Annotated in this window: 15 protein-coding genes; 12 read left to right on the top strand and 3 right to left on the bottom strand. The window is 59.6% G+C overall.

The window, feature by feature from the left end; all coding sequences use genetic code 11:
• Positions 1-217: 217 nt before the first annotated feature.
• On the bottom strand, positions 218-2,113 hold the full coding sequence (locus RHM60_RS12965; RefSeq protein WP_322212019.1) for a sigma-54-dependent Fis family transcriptional regulator: 1,896 nt from the start codon (positions 2,111-2,113) through the stop codon (positions 218-220).
• A 260-nt stretch (positions 2,114-2,373) separates the two neighbouring features.
• On the opposite strand from RHM60_RS12965, the gene RHM60_RS12970 reads away from it, so the two are divergent.
• The 9 genes from RHM60_RS12970 to RHM60_RS13010 all read left to right on the top strand — a co-directional run bounded on the left by RHM60_RS12970 (position 2,374) and on the right by RHM60_RS13010 (position 11,665).
• On the top strand, positions 2,374-3,894 hold the full coding sequence (locus RHM60_RS12970; protein WP_209985236.1) for an aldehyde dehydrogenase family protein: 1,521 nt from the start codon (positions 2,374-2,376) through the stop codon (positions 3,892-3,894).
• A 196-nt stretch (positions 3,895-4,090) separates the two neighbouring features.
• Positions 4,091-5,524 carry an ethanolamine permease gene (gene eat, locus RHM60_RS12975; RefSeq protein WP_057010148.1) on the top strand — a complete coding sequence of 478 codons (1,434 nt, stop codon included), beginning with the start codon at positions 4,091-4,093 and terminating at the stop codon, positions 5,522-5,524.
• Positions 5,525-5,576: 52 nt separating this feature from the next.
• The gene (locus RHM60_RS12980; RefSeq protein ID WP_322212020.1) at positions 5,577-6,971 is read left to right on the top strand and encodes an ethanolamine ammonia-lyase subunit EutB; all 1,395 of its coding nucleotides are present in this window, start codon (positions 5,577-5,579) and stop codon (positions 6,969-6,971) included.
• Positions 6,968-7,801: an ethanolamine ammonia-lyase subunit EutC gene (gene eutC, locus RHM60_RS12985; RefSeq protein WP_322212021.1), complete on the top strand. Its 834-nt coding sequence runs from the start codon at positions 6,968-6,970 to the stop codon at positions 7,799-7,801. The genes RHM60_RS12980 and eutC overlap by 4 nt, the downstream gene beginning before the upstream one ends.
• Before the next feature lie 90 nt (positions 7,802-7,891).
• On the top strand, positions 7,892-8,350 hold the full coding sequence (locus RHM60_RS12990; RefSeq protein WP_231422551.1) for a GNAT family N-acetyltransferase: 459 nt from the start codon (positions 7,892-7,894) through the stop codon (positions 8,348-8,350).
• 211 nt (positions 8,351-8,561) lie between these two features.
• Complete coding sequence (locus RHM60_RS12995) at positions 8,562-9,218, top strand: DedA family protein (protein WP_003237086.1); 657 nt, start codon at positions 8,562-8,564, stop codon at positions 9,216-9,218.
• A 6-nt stretch (positions 9,219-9,224) separates the two neighbouring features.
• On the top strand, positions 9,225-10,040 hold the full coding sequence (locus tag RHM60_RS13000; protein WP_209985255.1) for a zinc-dependent peptidase: 816 nt from the start codon (positions 9,225-9,227) through the stop codon (positions 10,038-10,040).
• Between the two features lie 108 nt (positions 10,041-10,148).
• The gene (ppa, locus tag RHM60_RS13005) at positions 10,149-10,676 is read left to right on the top strand and encodes an inorganic diphosphatase (protein ID WP_003237090.1); all 528 of its coding nucleotides are present in this window, start codon (positions 10,149-10,151) and stop codon (positions 10,674-10,676) included.
• A gap of 212 nt (positions 10,677-10,888) precedes the next feature.
• A complete protein-coding gene (locus RHM60_RS13010) occupies positions 10,889-11,665 on the top strand; it encodes a LexA family transcriptional regulator (RefSeq protein ID WP_209985258.1) in 777 nt (258 codons plus the stop codon).
• A 237-nt stretch (positions 11,666-11,902) separates the two neighbouring features.
• Here RHM60_RS13010 and RHM60_RS13015 read toward each other — a convergent pair whose 3' ends face one another.
• Positions 11,903-12,139 carry a hypothetical protein gene (locus RHM60_RS13015; protein WP_231423529.1) on the bottom strand — a complete coding sequence of 79 codons (237 nt, stop codon included), beginning with the start codon at positions 12,137-12,139 and terminating at the stop codon, positions 11,903-11,905.
• Between the two features lie 468 nt (positions 12,140-12,607).
• Between RHM60_RS13015 and ycaC the strand changes: the two genes are divergently transcribed.
• Positions 12,608-13,240, top strand: a complete 633-nt coding sequence (gene ycaC, locus RHM60_RS13020) for an isochorismate family cysteine hydrolase YcaC (RefSeq protein ID WP_057010158.1) — start codon at positions 12,608-12,610, stop codon at positions 13,238-13,240.
• A 42-nt stretch (positions 13,241-13,282) separates the two neighbouring features.
• On the opposite strand, the gene RHM60_RS13025 is transcribed toward ycaC, so the two are convergent.
• Positions 13,283-14,596: a sensor histidine kinase gene (locus tag RHM60_RS13025; RefSeq protein ID WP_231423530.1), complete on the bottom strand. Its 1,314-nt coding sequence runs from the start codon at positions 14,594-14,596 to the stop codon at positions 13,283-13,285.
• 388 nt (positions 14,597-14,984) lie between these two features.
• Here RHM60_RS13025 and RHM60_RS13030 point away from each other — a divergent pair, with 388 nt between their 5' ends.
• Both RHM60_RS13030 and RHM60_RS13035 read left to right on the top strand, forming a co-directional pair.
• Positions 14,985-19,577 carry an RHS repeat-associated core domain-containing protein gene (locus tag RHM60_RS13030; protein WP_322212022.1) on the top strand — a complete coding sequence of 1,531 codons (4,593 nt, stop codon included), beginning with the start codon at positions 14,985-14,987 and terminating at the stop codon, positions 19,575-19,577.
• Positions 19,578-20,216 carry a hypothetical protein gene (locus tag RHM60_RS13035; protein WP_322212023.1) on the top strand — a complete coding sequence of 213 codons (639 nt, stop codon included), beginning with the start codon at positions 19,578-19,580 and terminating at the stop codon, positions 20,214-20,216.
• Positions 20,217-20,254 lie beyond the last annotated feature (38 nt).

Consider the following 20,254-nt stretch of genomic DNA (forward strand, 5'->3'; position numbering starts at 1 on the left):
CCCCGTTCATACACTGAGTGGTCGCTTGACCTACAATTTACACGCTACGCGCCCTACAAATGTACCTTGAAGTTTCAAGCGATGGCACCTATTTGCCTAACACACTATAAATTCAATAGCTTACCAAGGCATAACAAAATGTGACTGAATCGCTGATGACGTCATTATGAACCTCAATGACTTAGTAACATGCCGATCATTCTAAAAAACCTGTAGCTTAAGTTACCAAATACCTGGTAATTCCGTGCTTTCGCAATTTTCTGTAAAGCGTATTTCTACTCACGCCTAAACAGGCAGCGGTATGAGTCATGTGCCAGCATTGACGCTCCAGAACATCCAGCAGAGCAAGGCGCTCTGCGTTACCCAAGGCGCGCTGCGTGCTCGCCTCAGCAACGCCCTCGGGCTGAACCTGCCGGATAATCATGGGCAGATCTTCTACACACACCCTCCCATCGTCGCAGAGAGCACACAGTGTGCGCAGGACTGTACGTAACTGACGCAGGTTTCCAGGCCAGGCGAACGTCAACAATGCCTCACGTGCAGCAGCACTGAGCTCCACCGATTGGCCGCCTGCTTCCTGCATCAACAAAAAATCCAACACCTGTGACTTGTCAGCACGATCACGCAACGCCGGCAGCGCCACCTCCAGACCATTTAGCCGGTAATACAAGTCCTCGCGGAAACTGCCTTCTTGCACACGCTCCAGCAGATTGCGGTGGGTGGCGCTGATGATTCTGACATCCACGGCCTGAGGCTCACCGCCGATGGGCACCACGATACGGTCCTCCAGCACTCTTAACAGGCGGGTCTGCAGAGCAAGGGGCATATCGCCGATTTCATCCAGAAACAGCGTCCCACCATCGGCCTCTTGCAGTTTGCCCGGCATGCCTTCCTTGCGCGCGCCGGTGAAGCTGCCGCCTCGGTAGCCAAACAGTTCGCTTTCAATCAGGCTTTCCGGGATAGCGCCGCAGTTGATGGCGACAAACGCCTTATCGGCCCTTCGACTGGCCTGGTGCACGGCCTTGGCGAAGGCTTCCTTGCCGCAGCCGGTTTCGCCATTGATCAGCAGCGGTACATCGCGCTCGAATACTTTGAGCGCCCTGCCAAAGTCCGCCTGCAGCGCGGGATCGCTCAGACAAATACCCGGCAGGCTTGGCACTTCTGGACTGGCAGCGGGTGTCGGCACGCTGCGCTGTTGACCACGCAATGCAGCAAATAGATGACGACCCTCACGGGTACGCAGTGGCCAGCTCGCGGTGGCATTGGCGCTTGCGCGCCCAAGCAATTGGTCAAGCGTACAGTCGAACAGCGCTTCCACAGGGTGCCCGAGCAAACCGCCGCGAGCCTGCCCCAGCAGGTTCAGGGCACTTTGATTGGCCGCGCAGATACGCCCATCGCCATCGAACGCCAACAGCCCCTCACTGAACAGGCCCACTGACTCGGCCTGCAGATGAAAGCGCAGCAACCAGTGATGCTCAAAATGACGCAGGAAGTAACAGCTCTCGATCATCTTGGCCGACAGGTTCACCAGCGCCATCGTGTGAAACTGGCTCTGACGCGACACGGCTTCACGCGCCGATGACACATCCAGCACCGCGAGCAACTCGCCATGGGGGTCGAACACCGGGCTCGCCGAGCAGGTCAGGCCGGTGTGACGGCCACGAAAATGCTCATCGCGGTGAATCGTTACGGACTGGCGCTCCACCAGGCAAGTGCCGATGCCATTGGTGCCTTCGCACGCCTCGCTCCAATCGGCACCAAGCCAAAGCCCGGCGCGCTCGAAAATCCTGCGCTCGGACGGCGCAGTGACACAGTTGAGGATCACCCCGCGCGCATCGGTGAGCAGCACCGCGTGACCGGCGCCGGAGAGTTGCTGGTGCAGGCTGTTCATCTCGCTGCCGGCGATGTGCAGCACCTGTTGCAGGCGCTCGCGGCTTTCCTGCAAGCGGCCGTGTTCGAGCACGGTGGGGGCGATAGTCTGAGCAGGGTCGAGGTGGTAGTCCTCCAGGCAGCGCAGCCAGGAGCGCGCGATGGAAGGATCGCTGGACGGGTCGCGGCCATGGGCCACGGTGATGACTTGTCGGGCATGGCGGCTGAAATGATCGTTGCGCATTTTTTATTGTTCTCCCTGCGTGAGAACGGCCAGCATCCCCCAGCCATCCAGCCAATGCAATCGCGCGCCCATGGGGTGTACCGTTTATGGCACAAACTGTCACTTCGACTGTACCGCCTGCGTGACAGCAACGGTTTGCAACAAACGCCAACCCCTTGATTTACCTGACCTGCCACGCGCTGGCCCGACCTTTGCTCTACGCTTTATCACGCGCAACATCGCTGTACTCCAATAAACATAAAAGTCAGGAGATACCCACCATGCGTTACGCACACCCCGGCACCGAAGGCGCCATCGTTTCGTTCAAGGCCAAATACGGCAACTACATCGGCGGCGAATTCGTGGCGCCGGTCGACGGCAACTATTTCACCAACACCTCGCCGGTCAACGGCAAACCGATCGCCGACTTTCCGCGCTCCACCGCCAAAGACATCGACAAGGCGCTGGACGCCGCCCATGCCGCCGCTGACGCCTGGGGCAAGACCTCGGCCCAGGACCGCTCGCTGGTGCTGCTGAAAATCGCCGACCGCATCGAACAGAACCTTGAACTGCTGGCCATCACTGAAACCTGGGACAACGGCAAGGCCGTGCGTGAAACCCTCAACGCCGACATTCCGCTGGCCGCCGACCACTTCCGCTACTTCGCCGGCTGCATCCGCGCCCAGGAAGGCAGCAGCGCCGAAATCAACGAACACACCGCCGCCTATCACTTCCATGAACCGTTGGGCGTGGTCGGGCAGATCATCCCGTGGAACTTCCCGCTGCTGATGGCCGCCTGGAAACTCGCGCCGGCCCTGGCCGCCGGTAACTGCGTGGTGCTCAAGCCCGCCGAACAAACACCGCTGGGCATCAACGTGCTGATGGAGCTGATCGGCGACCTGCTGCCGCCGGGCGTGCTGAACGTGGTGCACGGTTTCGGCAAGGAAGCCGGCGAAGCCCTGGCCACCAGCAAGCGCATCGCCAAGATTGCCTTTACCGGCTCCACGCCGGTGGGCTCGCACATCATGCATGCGGCGGCCGAGAACATCATTCCGTCCACCGTCGAGCTGGGTGGCAAGTCGCCGAATATCTTCTTTGCCGACATCATGAAGGCCGAGCCACAATTCATCGAGAAAGCCGCTGAAGGCCTGGTGCTGGCGTTCTTCAACCAGGGCGAGGTGTGCACCTGCCCATCGCGCGCGCTGGTGGAAGAGTCGATCTACGACGACTTCATGAAAGTGGTGATGAAAAAGGTCGAGTCGATCAAACGTGGCGACCCGCTGGACACCGACACCATGGTCGGCGCCCAGGCATCCGAGCAACAGTTCGACAAGATTCTGTCCTACCTGGAAATCGCCAAGGGCGAAGGCGCCGAGCTGCTGACCGGTGGCAAGGTGGAGAAACTGGCGGGAGACATGGCCGGCGGCTATTACATCCAGCCGACCCTGCTCAAGGGCACCAACAAGATGCGTGTGTTCCAGGAAGAAATCTTCGGCCCGGTGGTGAGCATCACCACCTTCAAGGACGAAGCCGAAGCCCTGGCAATTGCCAACGACACCGAGTTTGGCCTGGGCGCTGGTCTGTGGACTCGCGATATCAACCGCGCGTATCGCATGGGCCGCGCGATCAAGGCGGGCCGTGTGTGGACCAACTGCTACCACCTGTACCCGGCGCATGCGGCATTCGGTGGTTACAAAAAGTCCGGCGTGGGCCGTGAGACCCACAAGATGATGTTGGATCACTACCAGCAGACCAAGAACTTGCTGGTGAGCTACGACATTAATCCGCTGGGCTTCTTCTGATTTTCTGACTGCAATGCAAGTCCCTGTGGGAGGGGATTTGCTCCCGATTGCAGTGTGTCAGCCACTCTGTGTGCCACTGACCCACCGCTATCGGGAGCAAGCCCCCTCCCACACTTGGATCTCCACAGGTACTTGCGATGTGTATTCGGCCTATATAGGCCGAGTTAAAAACAATAAGAATGGAAGGTACTTCCTCATGTCCAGCGAACCCACTCGCTCCTCCGTCGACTTCGAAAACGTCGACAGCGACTACTTCCAACAACGCGAATTGAAAAAAGGCGCCGCCGGCTGGGTGCTGCTGGTCGGCCTGGGCGTTGCCTACGTGATTTCCGGCGACTACGCCGGCTGGAATTTCGGCCTGGCCCAGGGTGGCTGGGGCGGCATGTTCCTCGCCACGTTGCTGATGGCCACCATGTACCTGTGCATGTGTTTTTCCCTGGCCGAGCTGTCGTCCATGATTCCTACCGCCGGTGGCGGCTACGGCTTTGCCCGTAGTGCCTTCGGACCCTGGGGCGGGTTCCTTACCGGCACCGCCATCCTTATCGAATACGCCATTGCCCCCGCCGCCATCGCGGTGTTTATCGGCGCCTATTGCGAGTCGCTGTTCGGCATTGGCGGCTGGATGATTTATCTGGCGTTCTACATCCTCTTTATCGGCATCCATATCTTCGGCGTGGGCGAAGCGCTGAAGCTGATGTTTGTGATCACCGCCGTCGCCGCCATTGCCCTGGGCGTGTTTCTGGTATCGATGGTGCCGCACTTCAGTGTCGCCAACCTGCTGGACATGCCGGTGACCGAAGCGCGAGGCGCCAGCAGCTTCCTGCCGTTCGGCTACGTCGGCGTGTGGGCTGCGATCCCTTATGCCATCTGGTTTTTCCTTGCGGTGGAAGGCGTGCCGCTGGCCGCCGAAGAAACCCGCAACCCCAAGCGCGACCTGCCGCGCGGCCTGATCGGCGCCATTGTGGTGCTCACCAGTTTTGCCTTGTTGATTCTGGTGATTGCGCCGGGCGGCGCCGGCACCTATGCGCTGGTCAAATCCGGCAACCCGCTGGTTGAGGCGCTGGCCCTGGCGTACGGCGGTTCGACCTGGATGGGCAGCTTCGTCAACCTGGTCGGGCTGGCAGGACTGATCGCGAGCTTTTTCTCGATCATCTATGCCTATTCCCGGCAGATTTTTGCCTTGTCCCGTGCCGGCTACCTGCCGCGCAAGTTGTCCGAGACCAACAAGAGCAAGGCGCCGGTACTGGCGCTGGTGATCCCCGGCATCATCGGCTTTGGCCTGTCGCTGACCGGCCAGGGCGACTTGCTGATCCTGGTGGCCGTGTTTGGCGCGACCATTTCCTACGTGCTGATGATGGCCGCACACATCACCCTGCGCATTCGCCGCCCCAAAATGGACCGTCCGTACCGCACGCCGGGCGGCATCTTCACCTCGGGCGTGGCGCTGGTACTGGCCTGCGTGGCCGTGGTGGCGGGCTTTCTGGTGGATCCACGGGTGGTGATTGGCGCCGCGATCATCTATGGAGTATTAATTGCTTACTTTGCTTTCTACAGCCGGCATCACTTGGTAGCAGGCACGCCCGAAGAAGAATTCGCGGCGATCCAGGCCGCAGAGGCCGCCTTGCACTGAGCTGCCGTAAACCTCGATGCGGGCGCTGCCTGCGTCGCCAAGGAGACACTGTATGACAAGTTTTTCCCACGCGGTGGGTGCGCAAACCTACCGCTTCGACAGCCTCAAGGACGTGATGGCCAAGGCCAGCCCGGCCCGTTCCGGTGACGTCCTCGCAGGCGTCGCCGCGCAGAACGACGGTGAACGGGTCGCGGCGCAAATGGCCCTGGCGAACATCCCGCTCAAGCACTTCCTCGAAGAAGCGCTGATCCCGTATGAACGCGACGAAGTCACCCGGCTGATCATCGACACCCACGACAAACAAGCCTTTGCCGTGGTCAGCCACCTGACCGTGGGCGGCCTGCGCGACTGGCTGCTCAGCGATGCAGCCGACGAACATTCCCTACGCGCCCTGGCGCCCGGGCTGACACCGGAAATGGCCGCGGCGGTCTCCAAGATCATGCGCGTGCAGGACCTGGTGCTGGTGGCGCAGAAGATCCGCGTGGTCACCCGCTTTCGCGGCACCATGGGCCTGCGCGGGCGCCTGTCGACGCGCCTGCAACCCAACCACCCCACTGACGAACCGGCGGGCATCGCCGCGAGCATCCTCGACGGCCTGCTCTACGGCAACGGCGACGCCATGATCGGCATCAATCCGGCCACCGACAGCACCGCCTCGATCTGCGCCATGCTGGAGATGCTCGACGCAATCATCCAGCGCTACGAAATCCCCACCCAGGCCTGCGTGCTGACCCACGTCACCACCTCCATCGAGGCGATCAACCGTGGCGTACCGCTGGACCTGGTGTTTCAGTCGATTGCCGGCACCGAGGCGGCCAACGCCAGCTTCGGCATCAGCCTGAGCGTGCTGCAGGAAGGTTACGACGCAGGCTTGAGCCTCAAGCGCGGCACCCTGGGCCAGAACCTGATGTATTTCGAAACCGGCCAGGGCAGTGCCTTGTCCGCCAACGCGCACTTTGGCGTCGATCAGCAAACCTGCGAAACCCGCGCCTATGCGGTGGCGCGGCATTTCAAGCCGTTTCTGGTCAACACCGTGGTCGGCTTTATCGGGCCCGAGTACCTGTACAACGGCAAGCAGATCATCCGCGCCGGCCTTGAAGACCACTTCTGCGGCAAGTTGCTCGGCGTGCCCATGGGCTGCGACATCTGCTACACCAACCACGCCGAAGCCGACCAGGACGACATGGACACCCTGCTGACCCTGCTGGGCGTGGCCGGGATCAACTTCATCATGGGCATCCCCGGCTCCGACGACATCATGCTCAACTACCAGACCACCTCGTTCCACGATGCCTTGTACGCACGCCAAACATTAGGTTTAAAGCCAGCGCCGGAATTCGAACAGTGGCTGGCCAAAATGGGCATCTTTACCCAGGCCGATGGCAAGGTGCAGTTTGGCAACAGCCTGCCACCGGCGTTCCGCCACGCCCTGGCGCAACTCGGATGAAGGAGCCACCCGTGTCACTCGACCTGCCTGACAACCCGTGGCTGCAATTGCGCCGCCTCACCCCGGCACGCATCGCTCTGGGCCGCACCGGCACCAGCCTGCCCACCAGTGCGCAACTGGACTTCCAATTCGCCCACGCCCAGGCGCGGGATGCGGTGCACCTGCCCTTCGATCACGCAGGTTTGAGCAGCCAACTGGCCGAACGCGGCCGCGACAGCCTGTTGCTGCACAGCGCCGCCGCCGACCGCCACAGCTACCTGCAACGGCCGGACCTGGGTCGACGTTTAAGTGATGAGTCGGCCCAACACCTGCGCGACTACGCCGCAGCGAATCCCGGCGGCGTGGACCTGGCGGTGGTGGTGGCCGATGGTTTGTCGGCGCTGGCGGTGCATAAACATACGCTGCCGTTTCTGACGCGCATGGAAGAACAGACCCACGCCGAGGGGTGGTCCCTGTCGCCGGTTATTCTGGTGGAGCAGGGCCGCGTGGCCGTGGCGGATGAAATCGGCCAGCTGCTCGGCGCCAAAATGACGGTGATCCTGATCGGCGAGCGGCCAGGGCTCAGCTCGCCGGACAGCCTGGGCCTGTATTTCACCTACAACCCCAAGGTGGGCCTCAACGACGCCAATCGCAACTGCATTTCCAACGTGCGCCTGGAAGGCCTCAGCTACGGCATGGCGGCCCATCGCCTGCTTTACTTGATGCGAGAGGCGTGTCGCCGGCAGCTGTCGGGGGTCAATCTCAAGGACGAGGCGCAAGTGCAAACCCTCGAATCCGACGATCCGGACCTGATGAAAGGAAACTTCCTGCTTAGCCCGCCCAGCGACTGATCGCGGCACGATTGCGCTTTTTCGCGTCGTTAGGCAGCATCAAGTCACGGCCGCTCCTGTGGTCATATCCTTTGGAAGTTGAGGCCTGGCATGCGGATTACTCAAGCGACCCTGGAACACCTGGACCTGTTGACCCCGCTGTTCGTCAAATACCGTGAATTCTACGGCGCGCTGCCGTTTCCGGATTCGTCGCGGGACTTTCTGGAAAAGCGCCTGCGCCGTAAAGAGTCGGTGATTTACCTGGCGCTGGCCGATGACGACGACAAGCGGTTGCTGGGGTTCTGCCAGCTGTACCCGAGCTTTTCCTCTCTGTCGCTCAAGCGCGTGTGGATCCTCAACGACATCTATGTGGCCGAGGATGCGCGCCGGCAACTGGTGGCCGACAACCTGATGCGCACCGCGAAGAAAATGGCCAGGGAAACCCACGCGGTGCGGCTGCGGGTGTCGACCAGCAGTGACAATGAAGTGGCGCAGAAAACCTATGAGTCGATCGGCTTTCGCGAAGACACCGAGTTCAAGAATTACGTTCTGCCGATCAACCAAGACTGACGCCAAAGCCTCTCGCAGCGCCAATGTGGGTGCCTATCCCACATTGGCAACCACGACACGCCCCGCTACAAAAGCAGCACGCTTTTCAACGCTCAATCCGTATAATGCGGACCTTTCCAGGGTTGTAAGAAATGCGACAGTCACTTGTAGCCTTATTGCCCGAGCCTCCGCAGAGGCCTGCCGAGTCGGGCCGTTCACACAGGTGCCATCCATGGATTTCAACCCGCTTGACCTGATCCTGCATCTCGACGTTTACCTCGACATGCTGGTAACCAACTACGGTCCGTGGATTTACGCCATTCTGTTCCTGGTCATTTTTTGCGAAACGGGCCTAGTGGTCATGCCCTTCCTGCCGGGTGATTCCCTGCTGTTTATCGCTGGCGCCGTCGCCGCCGGTGGCGGCATGGACCCGGTACTGCTCGGCGGCCTGTTGATGCTGGCCGCGATCCTCGGCGACAGCACCAACTATGTCATCGGGCGAACCGCCGGAGAACGCCTGTTCAGCAACCCGAACTCGAAGATCTTCCGCCGCGACTACCTGCAAAAAACCCATGACTTCTACGACAAGCACGGCGGCAAAACCGTGACCCTGGCGCGCTTCCTGCCGATCCTGCGCACCTTTGCGCCGTTTGTGGCCGGCATCGCCAAAATGCCCTACCCGCGCTTCTTCGGGTTCAGCGTGCTGGGCACCATTCTCTGGGTCGGTGGCCTGGTGACCCTGGGCTACTTCTTCGGCAACGTGCCGTTTATCAAAAAGAACCTGTCGCTGCTGGTGGTGTTCATCATCCTGCTGTCGCTGGTGCCGATGATCATTGGCGTGTTCCGCAGCCGTTTCGGTCGCGCTTCCTCCGAAGCCAAGCCGCAGTAACCGGCCATGTGGTCCCTCAGCGCCTGGCGTCGCCGGCGCCTGCTGGCCCGGCACCCGATCGCCGATGACACCTGGCAGCGGGTGCGCAGCCACCTGACCTTCCTCGACGGCCTCACCGCCGAACAGGATCAGTGGTTGCGCGAAGCCTGCATCCTCTTCCTTGCCGACAAACACCTCACCGCCCTGCCCGGCGTCGACCTGCACCAGGAGCAACGCCTGCTGCTCGCCGCCCAGGCGCAGTTGCCGCTGATGAACCTGGGCGATCTCGACTGGTATCAAGGCTTCCACGAAATCGTGCTGTACCCCGACGACTTCCTCAGCCCCCAGCGCCATCGCGATGCCAGCGGCGTGGAGCATGAGTGGGACGGCGAGCACAGTGGCGAAGCCTGGCAACAGGGCCCGGTGATTCTCGCCTGGCCCGGGGTGCTGGCCAGCGGCAATTGGGAAGGCTACAACCTGGTGATTCACGAGCTCGCCCACAAGCTCGATATGCTCACCGGCGACGCCAACGGCCTGCCGCCGCTGCACAAGAATATGCGCGTGCAGGAATGGGCCAGCGTGATGCAAGACGCCTTCGATGACCTCAATCGCCAACTGGATGCCGATCCCGACATCGAGACGGTCATTGATCCCTATGCAGCGGAAAACCCGGCGGAGTTCTTTGCCGTCACCAGCGAATATTTTTTCAGTGCCCCGGATTTGCTGGTCGACAGTTATCCACAGGTGTACACCCAACTCAGCCGCTTTTATCGCCAGGATCCCCTGGCCCGCCTGCGCCACCTGCAAGCCCACGACCCGCGCTACCAGCCGCCGGTTGAATGACCGTACGACGTCTGGCGCATGGCATCGGCGTCAGAATATGCCTATAATCGCCGCCACTTTTAGGCCAATCCGGCCATGTTCAATGGCCAACTACGGGGGCAACGCCCAATGAGCTACAGCAAGATTCCGGCTGGCAAAGACCTGCCGAACGACATCTACGTCGCCATCGAAATTCCGGCCAACCACGCGCCGATCAAATACGAAATCGACAAAGACAGCGACTGCCTGTTCGTTGACCGTTTCATGGCCACCCCGATGTTCTACCCGGCCAACTACGGTTTCATCCCCAACACCCTGGCCGACGACGGTGACCCCCTCGACGTGCTGGTCGTGACCCCTTACCCGGTTACGCCAGGCTCGGTTATCCGCGCCCGCCCGGTCGGCATCCTGAACATGACCGACGACGGCGGCGGCGACGCCAAGGTGATCGCGGTGCCACACGACAAGCTGTCCCAGCTGTACGTGGACGTGAAGGAATACACCGACCTGCCACCGCTGTTGCTGGAGCAGATCAAACACTTCTTCGAGAACTACAAAGACCTCGAAAAAGGAAAATGGGTGAAGATCGAAGGTTGGGGCAACGCAGACGCCGCCCGCGCCGAGATCATGAAGTCGGTGGCTGCCTACAAAGGCTGATCCCTGATTTTCATTGCCTCGCCCATAAAAAAGCCCCGATCACTCGGGGCTTTTCTATGGGCGCACCTAAACGTCAAGTTCAACTAACAACAAACAGAGTTTAGCAAACCGATAAAGTTGAAAAATCAGGCCACAACTAAGTAAAAACCTACAGGCGCAATTCAACGCATGGTTTATTTGATTGGTTTTCTTGGCCAGTAAACTCTGCGTTTATGAATACATCAGGTGATCGTTTAAAAGCACTATTAAGGGAAGTTCATCTTTCCGCCTCCGACTTCGCCAAGAACCGCGGCGTCACGCCCCAGCACGTGAACAACTGGTTCAAACGCGGCGTGCCCATGGGCCGACTCAACGAGATCGCAGAGCTGTTATGCGTCTCCAGCCGTTGGCTGCGCACTGGCAAAGGCTCCAAACACCCACCGGCCAACTTCCTGCTGGAAGGCCCGGGAACCACGAAAGGACTCACCTACGTCCGCGAGGAAAGCGGAAAATACCTCACAGGCCCAGCCTGTCTCCCGGAAAAACTCGACGTGGAACTCCCCCTCCACCCCACGTTCACCTCCACCGAGCGCATCCGCGTCTCCCTGCACACCCTTGACGCCCTCAACGTAAACCCCGACCGTGCGGTAGGCGCCTACATGGTCGACAACAGCATGATCGACATCATCCAGCAAGGCGCCACACTCGCCATCGACCGAGGCCGCACCCAAATCATCAACGGCGAAATCTACGCCGTGGAGCATGACGGCATGCTGCGCATCAAATACCTCTACAACCGGCCCGGCGGCGGATTGCGAATGCGCAGCCACAATGCCGCCGAGCATCCGGATGAATACCTCACCTACGATGAGCGCTTCGAACAGAACTTCCTGATCGTGGGCTGGGTATTCTGGTGGTCCACCCTGAATAACCGCCGCCCACCAGTGCCGCTGGACGATCACTTATTAGGCTGGGAAGGCTCTAAATCGGATCCGGAGGTGGGCAACTGAGGTGAATGTGGGTATCATCCGCCGCACATTTGGCAGGGGGTAGCTTTGCGCTATCTATCCTGCCAGGCGATGCGGAGGAGTTCCCGCGGATGCCCCGACTATTCAGCCCGACGCGATGTGGGCTGAGCGATTTGAAGGCTGGTGAGGTTTGTCAGAAGCAAGCCGAAGCAGTCAGCGAGAAGCCGGCCACAAGCCGGCTTTTTAATGCCTGTAAAAAACCTCACTCCAGCCGTTGCATCAAGCCGGCCGCATGCACTCCACAGCCCGCTCCGCCACCATTTTCGCCATATCCACCAAATGCATCACCGCCTGCTGCGGCGCAGCTACCGGCTGTGCGAGCGCCTGCGAAGTTGCCACTGCACATTGCAGCAGCTCGGCTACCCGCAACCAGGCATCTTCAAAGCTCAGTTCTTCATTGACAGTGAATGGGTTAGTTGAAGTCGATGACAGCGAATCCGAACGAACGTTATCCATAGCAAAACCCCTAGCAGTAAGTGGATACCACCGTCATTTCGCGACTAAACGAATAGAGGTGGCGGCTGAACGCAGGTTAGTCGACCGGCCGCTAGGCACCGGCGCACCCGAAGGTGCCCTGCGCACAGCCACCATAATGTTCAGGCGAGAAGAAACCTGAATTTGGGATGGCACGTGCGCCTAGCGATATCCGGGCGACTAAACCCGATCACTGAATAGGCAGTGACGGACCGCAGCCTAGTCGCGGGATTTCACTGGCGCAAGCCGCTGGGATTCTCTAGGAAACGTCCTGCAAATGAAAGGGATCGGACCTGCTGGCTATTCAATACGCGAGAAAGCGGCCACCGCCTACTGTCCCCTTCAAGTTGACAGTAAGACGCCCGCCACCCGATTTATCCCCCAACACCCACGCTTTAACCTGTGCCCATGTTGAACAAAACATCCAACCAACCAAAAAGGACTTCAACCATGAGCACTCCAACCTACAGTCGCTTGAACAAAGACGACGCCATCGTTCTGCTGGTCGACCACCAGACCGGCCTCATCTCGCTGGTGCAGGACTTCTCCCCCAACGAGTTCAAGAACAACGTGCTTGCGCTGGCCGACCTTGCCAAGTTCTTCAACCTGCCGACCATCCTCACCACCAGCTTCGAGCAAGGCCCCAACGGCCCGCTGGTGCCGGAGTTGAAGGAGATGTTCCCGGATGCGCCTTACATCGCGCGTCCTGGTCAGATCAACGCGTGGGACAACGAAGACTTCGTCAAGGCGATCAAGGCCACCGGCCGCAGGCAGATCATCATTGCCGGTGTGGTCACGGATGTGTGCGTGGCGTTCCCGACCTTGTCGGCGCTGGCGGAAGGGTTCGAGGTGTTTGTGGTGACGGATGCGTCGGGCACCTTTAATACCACGGTGCAACAGGCGGCCTGGAGCCGGATGACACAGGCCGGTGCGCAACTGATGAACTGGTTCTCGGTGGCGTGCGAGCTGCACCGCGACTGGCGCAACGATATCGAAGGACTGGGGAATCTGTTATCCCAGCGCATTCCCAACTATCGCAACTTGATGAATGGCTATGCGGCGCTGACAGCCCAGCAGAAGTAAGTGATCTGCCAAGCCTGCCCTGAAAGGCAGGCTTTTCACGTCTCAATCGACAAGCAAATGTGGATCGATACGCCCAAGAGCCCGCATGTACAGGTTCATGGTGGTCCCCTCACCCAATGCCGTGTGGACTTTCACCGTGCCACCCGCGCGCTGCGCGAATTCCATCACTTGGGATAATCCCAGCCCGGTGCCTTTGCCTGCGCACTTGGTGGTGAAAAAGGGCTCAAAAATCTGCGCGGCAAGGGCTTCGGGGATGCCCGGGCCGTCGTCGCTGACGCTGAGCAACAGGTAGTTGCCTGCTGCGAGCGCTTCGTCCTGGGTCAGGTTGACCAGACGCGAGGTGATGTGGATACGGCCTTTGCCGCCCAGGGCATCCCGGGCGTTGGTCAGCAGGTTGATCACCGCTGCGCTCAACTGCGCTTCTTCGCACAATACGCCGGTGCCCGGCGGCGCCAATGCCATTGAGAACTCGACACCGTCCGAAGCGGTGCGCAACAGCACGTCGCGCATGCTCTCCAGACGCTCGTTCACGTCGATGCACATCAGGTTGGGGCTGTCGTGGCGCACGCTGGTCAGCAGGTGGTTGACCAGCAATCGGCCTTGATCCACGGCTTGCATGCCGGCATCGCTGAAGCGTTCGACATCCGCCGGCCTGCGTGCGCGCAGGCGGATCATTTGCAGGCTGGCGCTCAGGGCCTGGAGCAAGTTGTTGAAGTCGTGGGCGATGCTGGCGGCTACCATGCCCAGGGACGAAACGCGCTTGGCATGATGAAGAAACTGTTCGGCCTGGCGGCCCAGGGCTTGCGCCTGGGCGAGTTCACTCTCCAGGCTGCGCGCGCGTTGTTCACGTTGTTCGCTGAGCAGGCGCAACTGCAGCAACGAGGCCGTTTGACGGGCCAGGGCCTGCAGCGCGCTGTGTTGCGCAATGGTCAGCGTGCGCGGTCGCGTGTCGATGACGCACACGGTGCCCAAGGCAAAACCTCGATCATCGCGAATCGGCGCACCTGCATAAAAGCGGATATACGGTGGCCCCAGCACCAGTGCGCTGTGCTCGAAACGCGGGTCGCACAGGGCGTCTTCAACCACCAGCACTTCATCGGGCGCGAGAATGGCATGGGCGCAGAATGCCAGGTCGCGATGGGTCTCGCGCACGTCCAGGCCAATGCAGGCCTTGAACCACTGACGCTCGTTGTCCACCAGCGACACCAGCGCAATCGGCACATCGCACAGGCCGGTCGCCAGCAGCACGATGTCGTCGAAACCTTGCTCAGGAACGCTGTCCAGAATGCCCAGGTGCTCCAGGGACCGGATGCGCTCATGCTCGTTGGCAGGAGGCGGGGCAGGAAGATGAGGCATCTGCATACGTCGCGATCAGTCCGTGAAAGAAAAGGATGCGCAGGGCATTGCGACCCGGCAAGGTAAACAAAGGAAATCTTGTGCCCGTCTGTCTCTTGGTAGCAGCAGCGAATATTCGCTGTTTTCCTGACGCCTCAGCGTACACCCGCAGGCATGCGCTGCGGTGGTTAGAGGCACCCCTACGGCAATCGTTCATTGGCTCCCCTCCGACACTGCGGTGGCGGTGTCAGTCAATAAGCAGGATCGCTATCTGAAGTAGCCGTCCAGCATGAGTTGCCGCTGACTTCTGCGCTGCTGTCGTAAGCCCATTCTGATTTTGCAAACCGTTCATCCAGCCCTATTTCGCCGGGGCAGAATCCGACGCCTTGCCCCTGCCGAGACGTCACGGATGACCCACGCTGCCCACATCGCTTTTATCGAGCATGAGCTCAATGACTTTCATCAGAGCCTGCTGATTTATCGCCAGCAGATGGGCGCCTGGTATTCGCGCGCGCTGGACTCAGTGAGCGATGGGCTGGATATGCCGTCGTTGCTCGGGATGGACCGGGTGCTTCGGGTGGGCGATGCCCAGCGCTCCGTGAGCATTGCCGATGCTGACTTTTCCACCGTGGCCCGCTGCCCGGCGGGTGGTGTGCTGAAGATTGAGAGCACGTTCGAGTCGGTCTATGACGTGCCGATTGGCGATATTACGGTTGAGGTGATCGGCCTGGATGACGGCAGTTCGACGCTGATCCAGCTGGATGAACACGGCAAGGGATCACACGTTTGCGGGGCCGGCGGGCGTTATCAGGTGCGGGTGCAGGGCGGAGTTTCGACGCAACAGGTGGACGCGTTGTTCGCCTCCTACACCGGGCTGACGACAGACCTGGAGCAATGGCTGCGCAAGCAGTGGGAAGGCTTCAAGCCGTATTGGCAGCAATCCACGGCCAGTGCGATTGGCAGCGGTGTGCTGACGGGCAGTTGGGCGGCGATCCGCGATGCGTGGGACAGCATCAAGCGGGTCCAGGCCATTCTTGAAGACCCGCTGAAGTACGTCGAGCAACTCGGTGCGCAAGCAACCAGCCTGGCGCAACTCGCCATCGATGCGCCCAAAGTCATGGAACAGGCGATGCTGCTGGCCAGTGATGAGGCGGCGCTGTTTCTGTTGGTGCGTACGGCGATGCTGTGGCTGGACGCATTGCCGCCCGGACAGATGGCCGAAGTCGTGGCGGGGTTTGTGGTGTCGTTGCTGATCGATCTGGTGATCGGCGCGGTACTGACCATCGCATTGCCTGCGGCGGGCGTGGCGTATTTGAGTATGCGGCTGGTCAAGTACGGCGGGCAGATTCTCGACGCGGCAGTTGGCTTTGTTAAGAGCGTGCTGGCGATTCTGAGCACGTTCATGCAGGCGGTGGATCGTTACAAGGCGGTGGCAATTCGCGGTGTGGTTGGCGGGTTAAGGCAAGGCACGCTGCAGATGCGCTGGCGGGCGCGGCAGAACGCAGTGTTGAGGCAGAAAGAGGCCGTGGATGATGTGCCGGTGTCGGCGAAGAACCCGGCGGGGGATGCGTCTGCTTCTTCCGATAAAACCGTGACCAATGGCTGCCCGGTGTCGATGGTCACCGGCGAGGAATTGCTCACCCTCACCGACGGCACGCTGGACGGGATTTTACCGTTTGAGTGGACGCGGGTGTATCGCACCAGTGCGGTGGAAATCGACGTTGGGCTGGGGTTTGGCTGGAGTCACGCCCTGGCGCAGCGGCTGGTGGTGTCCGGCGATTCGGTGGTGTGGACGGATCATGAGAATCGTTCGACCGAGTTTCCGCTGCCGACCGCTTCGCGACCGGCGATCACCAACAGCCTGGCCGAAGCAGCGATCTTCCTGGGCGATTTACCGGATGAACTGGTGCTGGCCCAGGCGTCGCGGTTTTATCACTTTCGTGATGGCGTGCTGGTGTCGATCAGCGATGCGTATGACAACCGGCTGCGCATTTTCCGCGACGTGCTGGGGCGCATTGAACGGCTGGACAACGGCGCCGGGCGCTCGCTGTGGTTGCGTTATGCGCAGGGCCGGATTGGCGCGGTGGACTATCAGGTGCATCGCGCCAAGGGGCGTGAGCCTTACGAGTGGGTCACTGAGCAGACGGTTGTGTCCTACACCTACGACGACACAGGCCGACTGGTGTCGGCGACCAATGCTGTAGGTGAATGCGAGGTTTATCGGTACGACGAGCAGCACGTGATTCTGGAGCGTGGGCTGGCCGGTGGGGCGAGTTTCTTCTGGGCGTGGGAACGTTCCGGCAAGGCGGCGCGTTGTGTACGGCATTGGGCCAGTTTTACGCAGATAGACACGCGCTATGTGTGGGGTGATAACGGACGCGTCACCGTGCATAACGCCGATGGCAGTCAGGAAGTGTATGTGCATGACCCGCGGGCGCGGCTGGTGCAGCGGGTTGATCCGGACGGCGCTCAACACTTCAAATCCTACGATGAAAAAGGCCGGCTGACGGTTGAGCAGGACCCACTCGGCGCGGTGACGGCGTATCAGTATGACGACGCTGGGCGCTTGGTGGCGCTATTTCCCGGGGACGATGAGCCGACGTCCTACGAGCATGACAACGGGTTCGTACGGGTGGTGCGCCGGGGTGAGGCGGTTTGGAAGTACGAGCGCAACGAGCAAGGCGACGTAACGCGTAAGACTGATCCAGACGGCCATATAACCGACTACAGCTACAACAAACACGGGCAGTTGATTGGCGTCTGGTATCCCGATCACAGTTGCCAACGGCTGGTGTGGAATGAGCGCGGGCAACTGCTTGAGGAACAGTTGCCCAATGGCGGGATCAAGCGCTATCGCTATGACGACCTGGGACGGGAGGTTGCCCGCGAGGATGAGCATGGGGCGCTGACCCAATACCAATGGGACAGCGTCGGTCGATTGATTCGGCTGATATTGCCGGACGGTGCATGCAGGGAATACAGCTACAACGCCTTCGGAAAAATCACCGCCGAACGCGATGAACTGGGGCATATCACCCGCTACGAGTATGCCGACGGGCTGCACCTGATCAGTCGACGGCTCAATGCCGATGGCACGCAGGTCCAGTACCGCTACGACAATGCTCGGTTGCTGCTGACCGAGATTGAAAACGAGGTCGGCGAGACCTACCGGCTTGCCTACCATCCCAACGGGTTGATCGAGCAGGAAATCGGCTTTGATGGCCAGCGTACCGCCTACGTTTATGACCTCAACGGCAATCTGCAGGAAAAGACCGAACATGGCGACGATGGCGGTCAGCTCATCACGCGTTATGAGCGAGATCCTGCCGGACGCCTTGTCAGAAAAACCCTGCCGGACGGCGCCGTTGTTGACTATGCCTACGACCGCCAGGGCAATCTCCTCAGCGTCGTAGACGGTCACTGGGCGCTGGCCTACGAATACGATCGACAAAACCGCCTGACCGCCGAGCATCAAGGCTGGGGCACCTTGCGTTATGGCTATGACGCCTGCGGACAACTGCAACGCCTGCGCCTGCCGGACAACAACCGCGTCACGTTTAACCACGATAAAGGTGGTCACCTCGCGACGGTTCAGCTCAACGGTGAAGTGCTCACCTCGCATCTATTCAAAGCGGGCAAGGAGCAGCAACGACAGCAAGGCGAATTAATCAGCCATTACCACTACGACGACCAACACCGCCTGCACGCCCACGCCATCACGCAACAGGAAAACCGCCACTACCGCCGCCAATACCACTACGACAAATCCGGCAACCTCGCCCGCATCCTCGATACGCGCAAAGGCGAACACCACTACGCCTACGACCCGCTCCACCGCCTGACCCGCGCCGACCACTCGCAGGATCTGCAGGAACGCTTCGGCCACAACCCGGCCGGCAACCTGCTGATGCACGACCGCCCCGGCCCGGACATCGTCGCCGGCAATCGCCTGATGATCCAGGGCGACCGGCATTACGACTACGACGCCTTCGGCAACCTGATCCGCGAACGCCGTGGCAAAGCTCACGCACTGGTCACCGAATACCGCTACGACTGCCAGCATCGTTTAACCAGCCTCACCCAACCCAGCGGACAAACCGCCCACTACCGCTACGACCCCTTTGGCCGCCGCATCAGCAAAACCGTCGACGGCGTAACGACGGAGTTCTTCTGGCAAGGCGACAAACTGATCGCCGAACACCACGCCGACCGCCACCGCAGCTACCTCTACGAACCCGACAGCTTCCGGCCATTGGCCCTGCTGGAAGGCTTCGGCCCCAACGCCACCAAACCCTACCACTACCAACTCGACCACCTCGGCACGCCACAGGAACTCACCGCCGCAGACGGCGAAATCGTCTGGTCCGCGCACTACCGCGCCTACGGCCACATCAGCCGCCTCGACGTCGGAAAAATCGATAACCCGCTGCGCTTTCAAGGCCAATACTTCGATCAGGAAAGCGGCCTGCACTACAACCGCCATCGCTACTACAATCCGGATATTGGGCGCTATCTGACGCCGGACCCGGTGAAGCTGGCGGGTGGGATCAATGCGTACCAGTACGTAATAAATCCCACAGGATGGACAGATCCTCTTGGGCTAACCTCCTGCCCTGGCGGAGACGGCTGCAAGCCGAGCTATAGCGTCAACACCCCGGAAAATACGGCTTCAGTCAATAAGGGCGATGTAGAGCTACCCAGAGGAGCAGACAGCAAACTCTCCAGAAATGGTGCATTCAAACGAGCAAAAGATATAGGAGGTGTCCCAAGAACCCAGCAGCCGGTGCTTGTTTATCGAGAGCCCATCAGAGATCAAAAACAGCACACCGAGGGCAGGGTATACGTATTTAAAATGCTTGAGCGCAGAGTAGAAATTCGTGAACATTCACTAGGCCATAAAAAAGGAAACCATGCTCCACATTTCAATACCCAGCCAAGCGTTAAGGGGAAAAAGATATCTTTAACGATTGGAACTGACACACACACTTACTTTAAGAGATAGATGATGGAGTCCGTATATATCAAGGAAACCGGCATTCACCCCTGGGATCAACTGCACCCAGACGCAGACCCTGAATTCACAACAATGACCTTACTTAACCAAAATTTCTCAGATGTTTGGAACACGTGGTGTGATTTAAGTGTGCTGCTTACCCGAAAATGGCCCACGATTCTCCAGTGGAACACATCGATGACTCCCCTTAGCAGTAAAACTCAAGAATACTTGATGCTGAAGGAGTTCAGCAAGCGTTCAGGTCCTAATGACATTTTAAAGAAAAACCAGACCACCTCAATTTATTCCGAAGTCGTGCATCTGAATTCCAATCCCACAAATATAGACCCTACAGGCCTGACGACATATCGAACGAGCATTATCATCATGCAAAATAAAAATTATGAACCTGAAAACACCTGGAACAAACTAAGTCATTTAAAAAATATATCTACCACTGAAGACCTCAAACTAATCCTCACTAACAAAGACTCCATCTGCTTCAGATTTTATGACATGGAAACACACGGAGCAGCACAACTAATTTGCCATTCCAAAAATGCAAAATATGCCGACAACGCACTTAGCAATGTCAATATTACGAAAATAAACAAAAACGACATTTACGCCTACATCCACCGAAAATAGATAACTTCGTCAAAACCCAAAGCAAGCGTTAACTGAGC

The sequence above is a fragment of the Pseudomonas sp. MH9.3 genome (genome assembly GCF_034354675.1).
Taxonomy (GTDB): Bacteria; Pseudomonadota; Gammaproteobacteria; order Pseudomonadales; family Pseudomonadaceae; genus Aquipseudomonas.

What these genes read in the sequence shown, in the direction of transcription:
- RHM60_RS12965 (WP_322212019.1), bottom strand. Translation starts at nt 2,113, where the DNA reads ATGCGCAACGATCATTTCAGCCGCCATGCCCGACAAGTCATCACCGTG.
- RHM60_RS12970 (WP_209985236.1), top strand. Translation starts at nt 2,374, where the DNA reads ATGCGTTACGCACACCCCGGCACCGAAGGCGCCATCGTTTCGTTCAAG.
- eat (WP_057010148.1), top strand. Translation starts at nt 4,091, where the DNA reads ATGTCCAGCGAACCCACTCGCTCCTCCGTCGACTTCGAAAACGTCGAC.
- RHM60_RS12980 (WP_322212020.1), top strand. Translation starts at nt 5,577, where the DNA reads ATGACAAGTTTTTCCCACGCGGTGGGTGCGCAAACCTACCGCTTCGAC.
- eutC (WP_322212021.1), top strand. Translation starts at nt 6,968, where the DNA reads ATGAAGGAGCCACCCGTGTCACTCGACCTGCCTGACAACCCGTGGCTG.
- RHM60_RS12990 (WP_231422551.1), top strand. Translation starts at nt 7,892, where the DNA reads ATGCGGATTACTCAAGCGACCCTGGAACACCTGGACCTGTTGACCCCG.
- RHM60_RS12995 (WP_003237086.1), top strand. Translation starts at nt 8,562, where the DNA reads ATGGATTTCAACCCGCTTGACCTGATCCTGCATCTCGACGTTTACCTC.
- RHM60_RS13000 (WP_209985255.1), top strand. Translation starts at nt 9,225, where the DNA reads ATGTGGTCCCTCAGCGCCTGGCGTCGCCGGCGCCTGCTGGCCCGGCAC.
- ppa (WP_003237090.1), top strand. Translation starts at nt 10,149, where the DNA reads ATGAGCTACAGCAAGATTCCGGCTGGCAAAGACCTGCCGAACGACATC.
- RHM60_RS13010 (WP_209985258.1), top strand. Translation starts at nt 10,889, where the DNA reads ATGAATACATCAGGTGATCGTTTAAAAGCACTATTAAGGGAAGTTCAT.
- RHM60_RS13015 (WP_231423529.1), bottom strand. Translation starts at nt 12,139, where the DNA reads ATGGATAACGTTCGTTCGGATTCGCTGTCATCGACTTCAACTAACCCA.
- ycaC (WP_057010158.1), top strand. Translation starts at nt 12,608, where the DNA reads ATGAGCACTCCAACCTACAGTCGCTTGAACAAAGACGACGCCATCGTT.
- RHM60_RS13025 (WP_231423530.1), bottom strand. Translation starts at nt 14,596, where the DNA reads ATGCCTCATCTTCCTGCCCCGCCTCCTGCCAACGAGCATGAGCGCATC.
- RHM60_RS13030 (WP_322212022.1), top strand. Translation starts at nt 14,985, where the DNA reads ATGACCCACGCTGCCCACATCGCTTTTATCGAGCATGAGCTCAATGAC.
- RHM60_RS13035 (WP_322212023.1), top strand. Translation starts at nt 19,578, where the DNA reads ATGATGGAGTCCGTATATATCAAGGAAACCGGCATTCACCCCTGGGAT.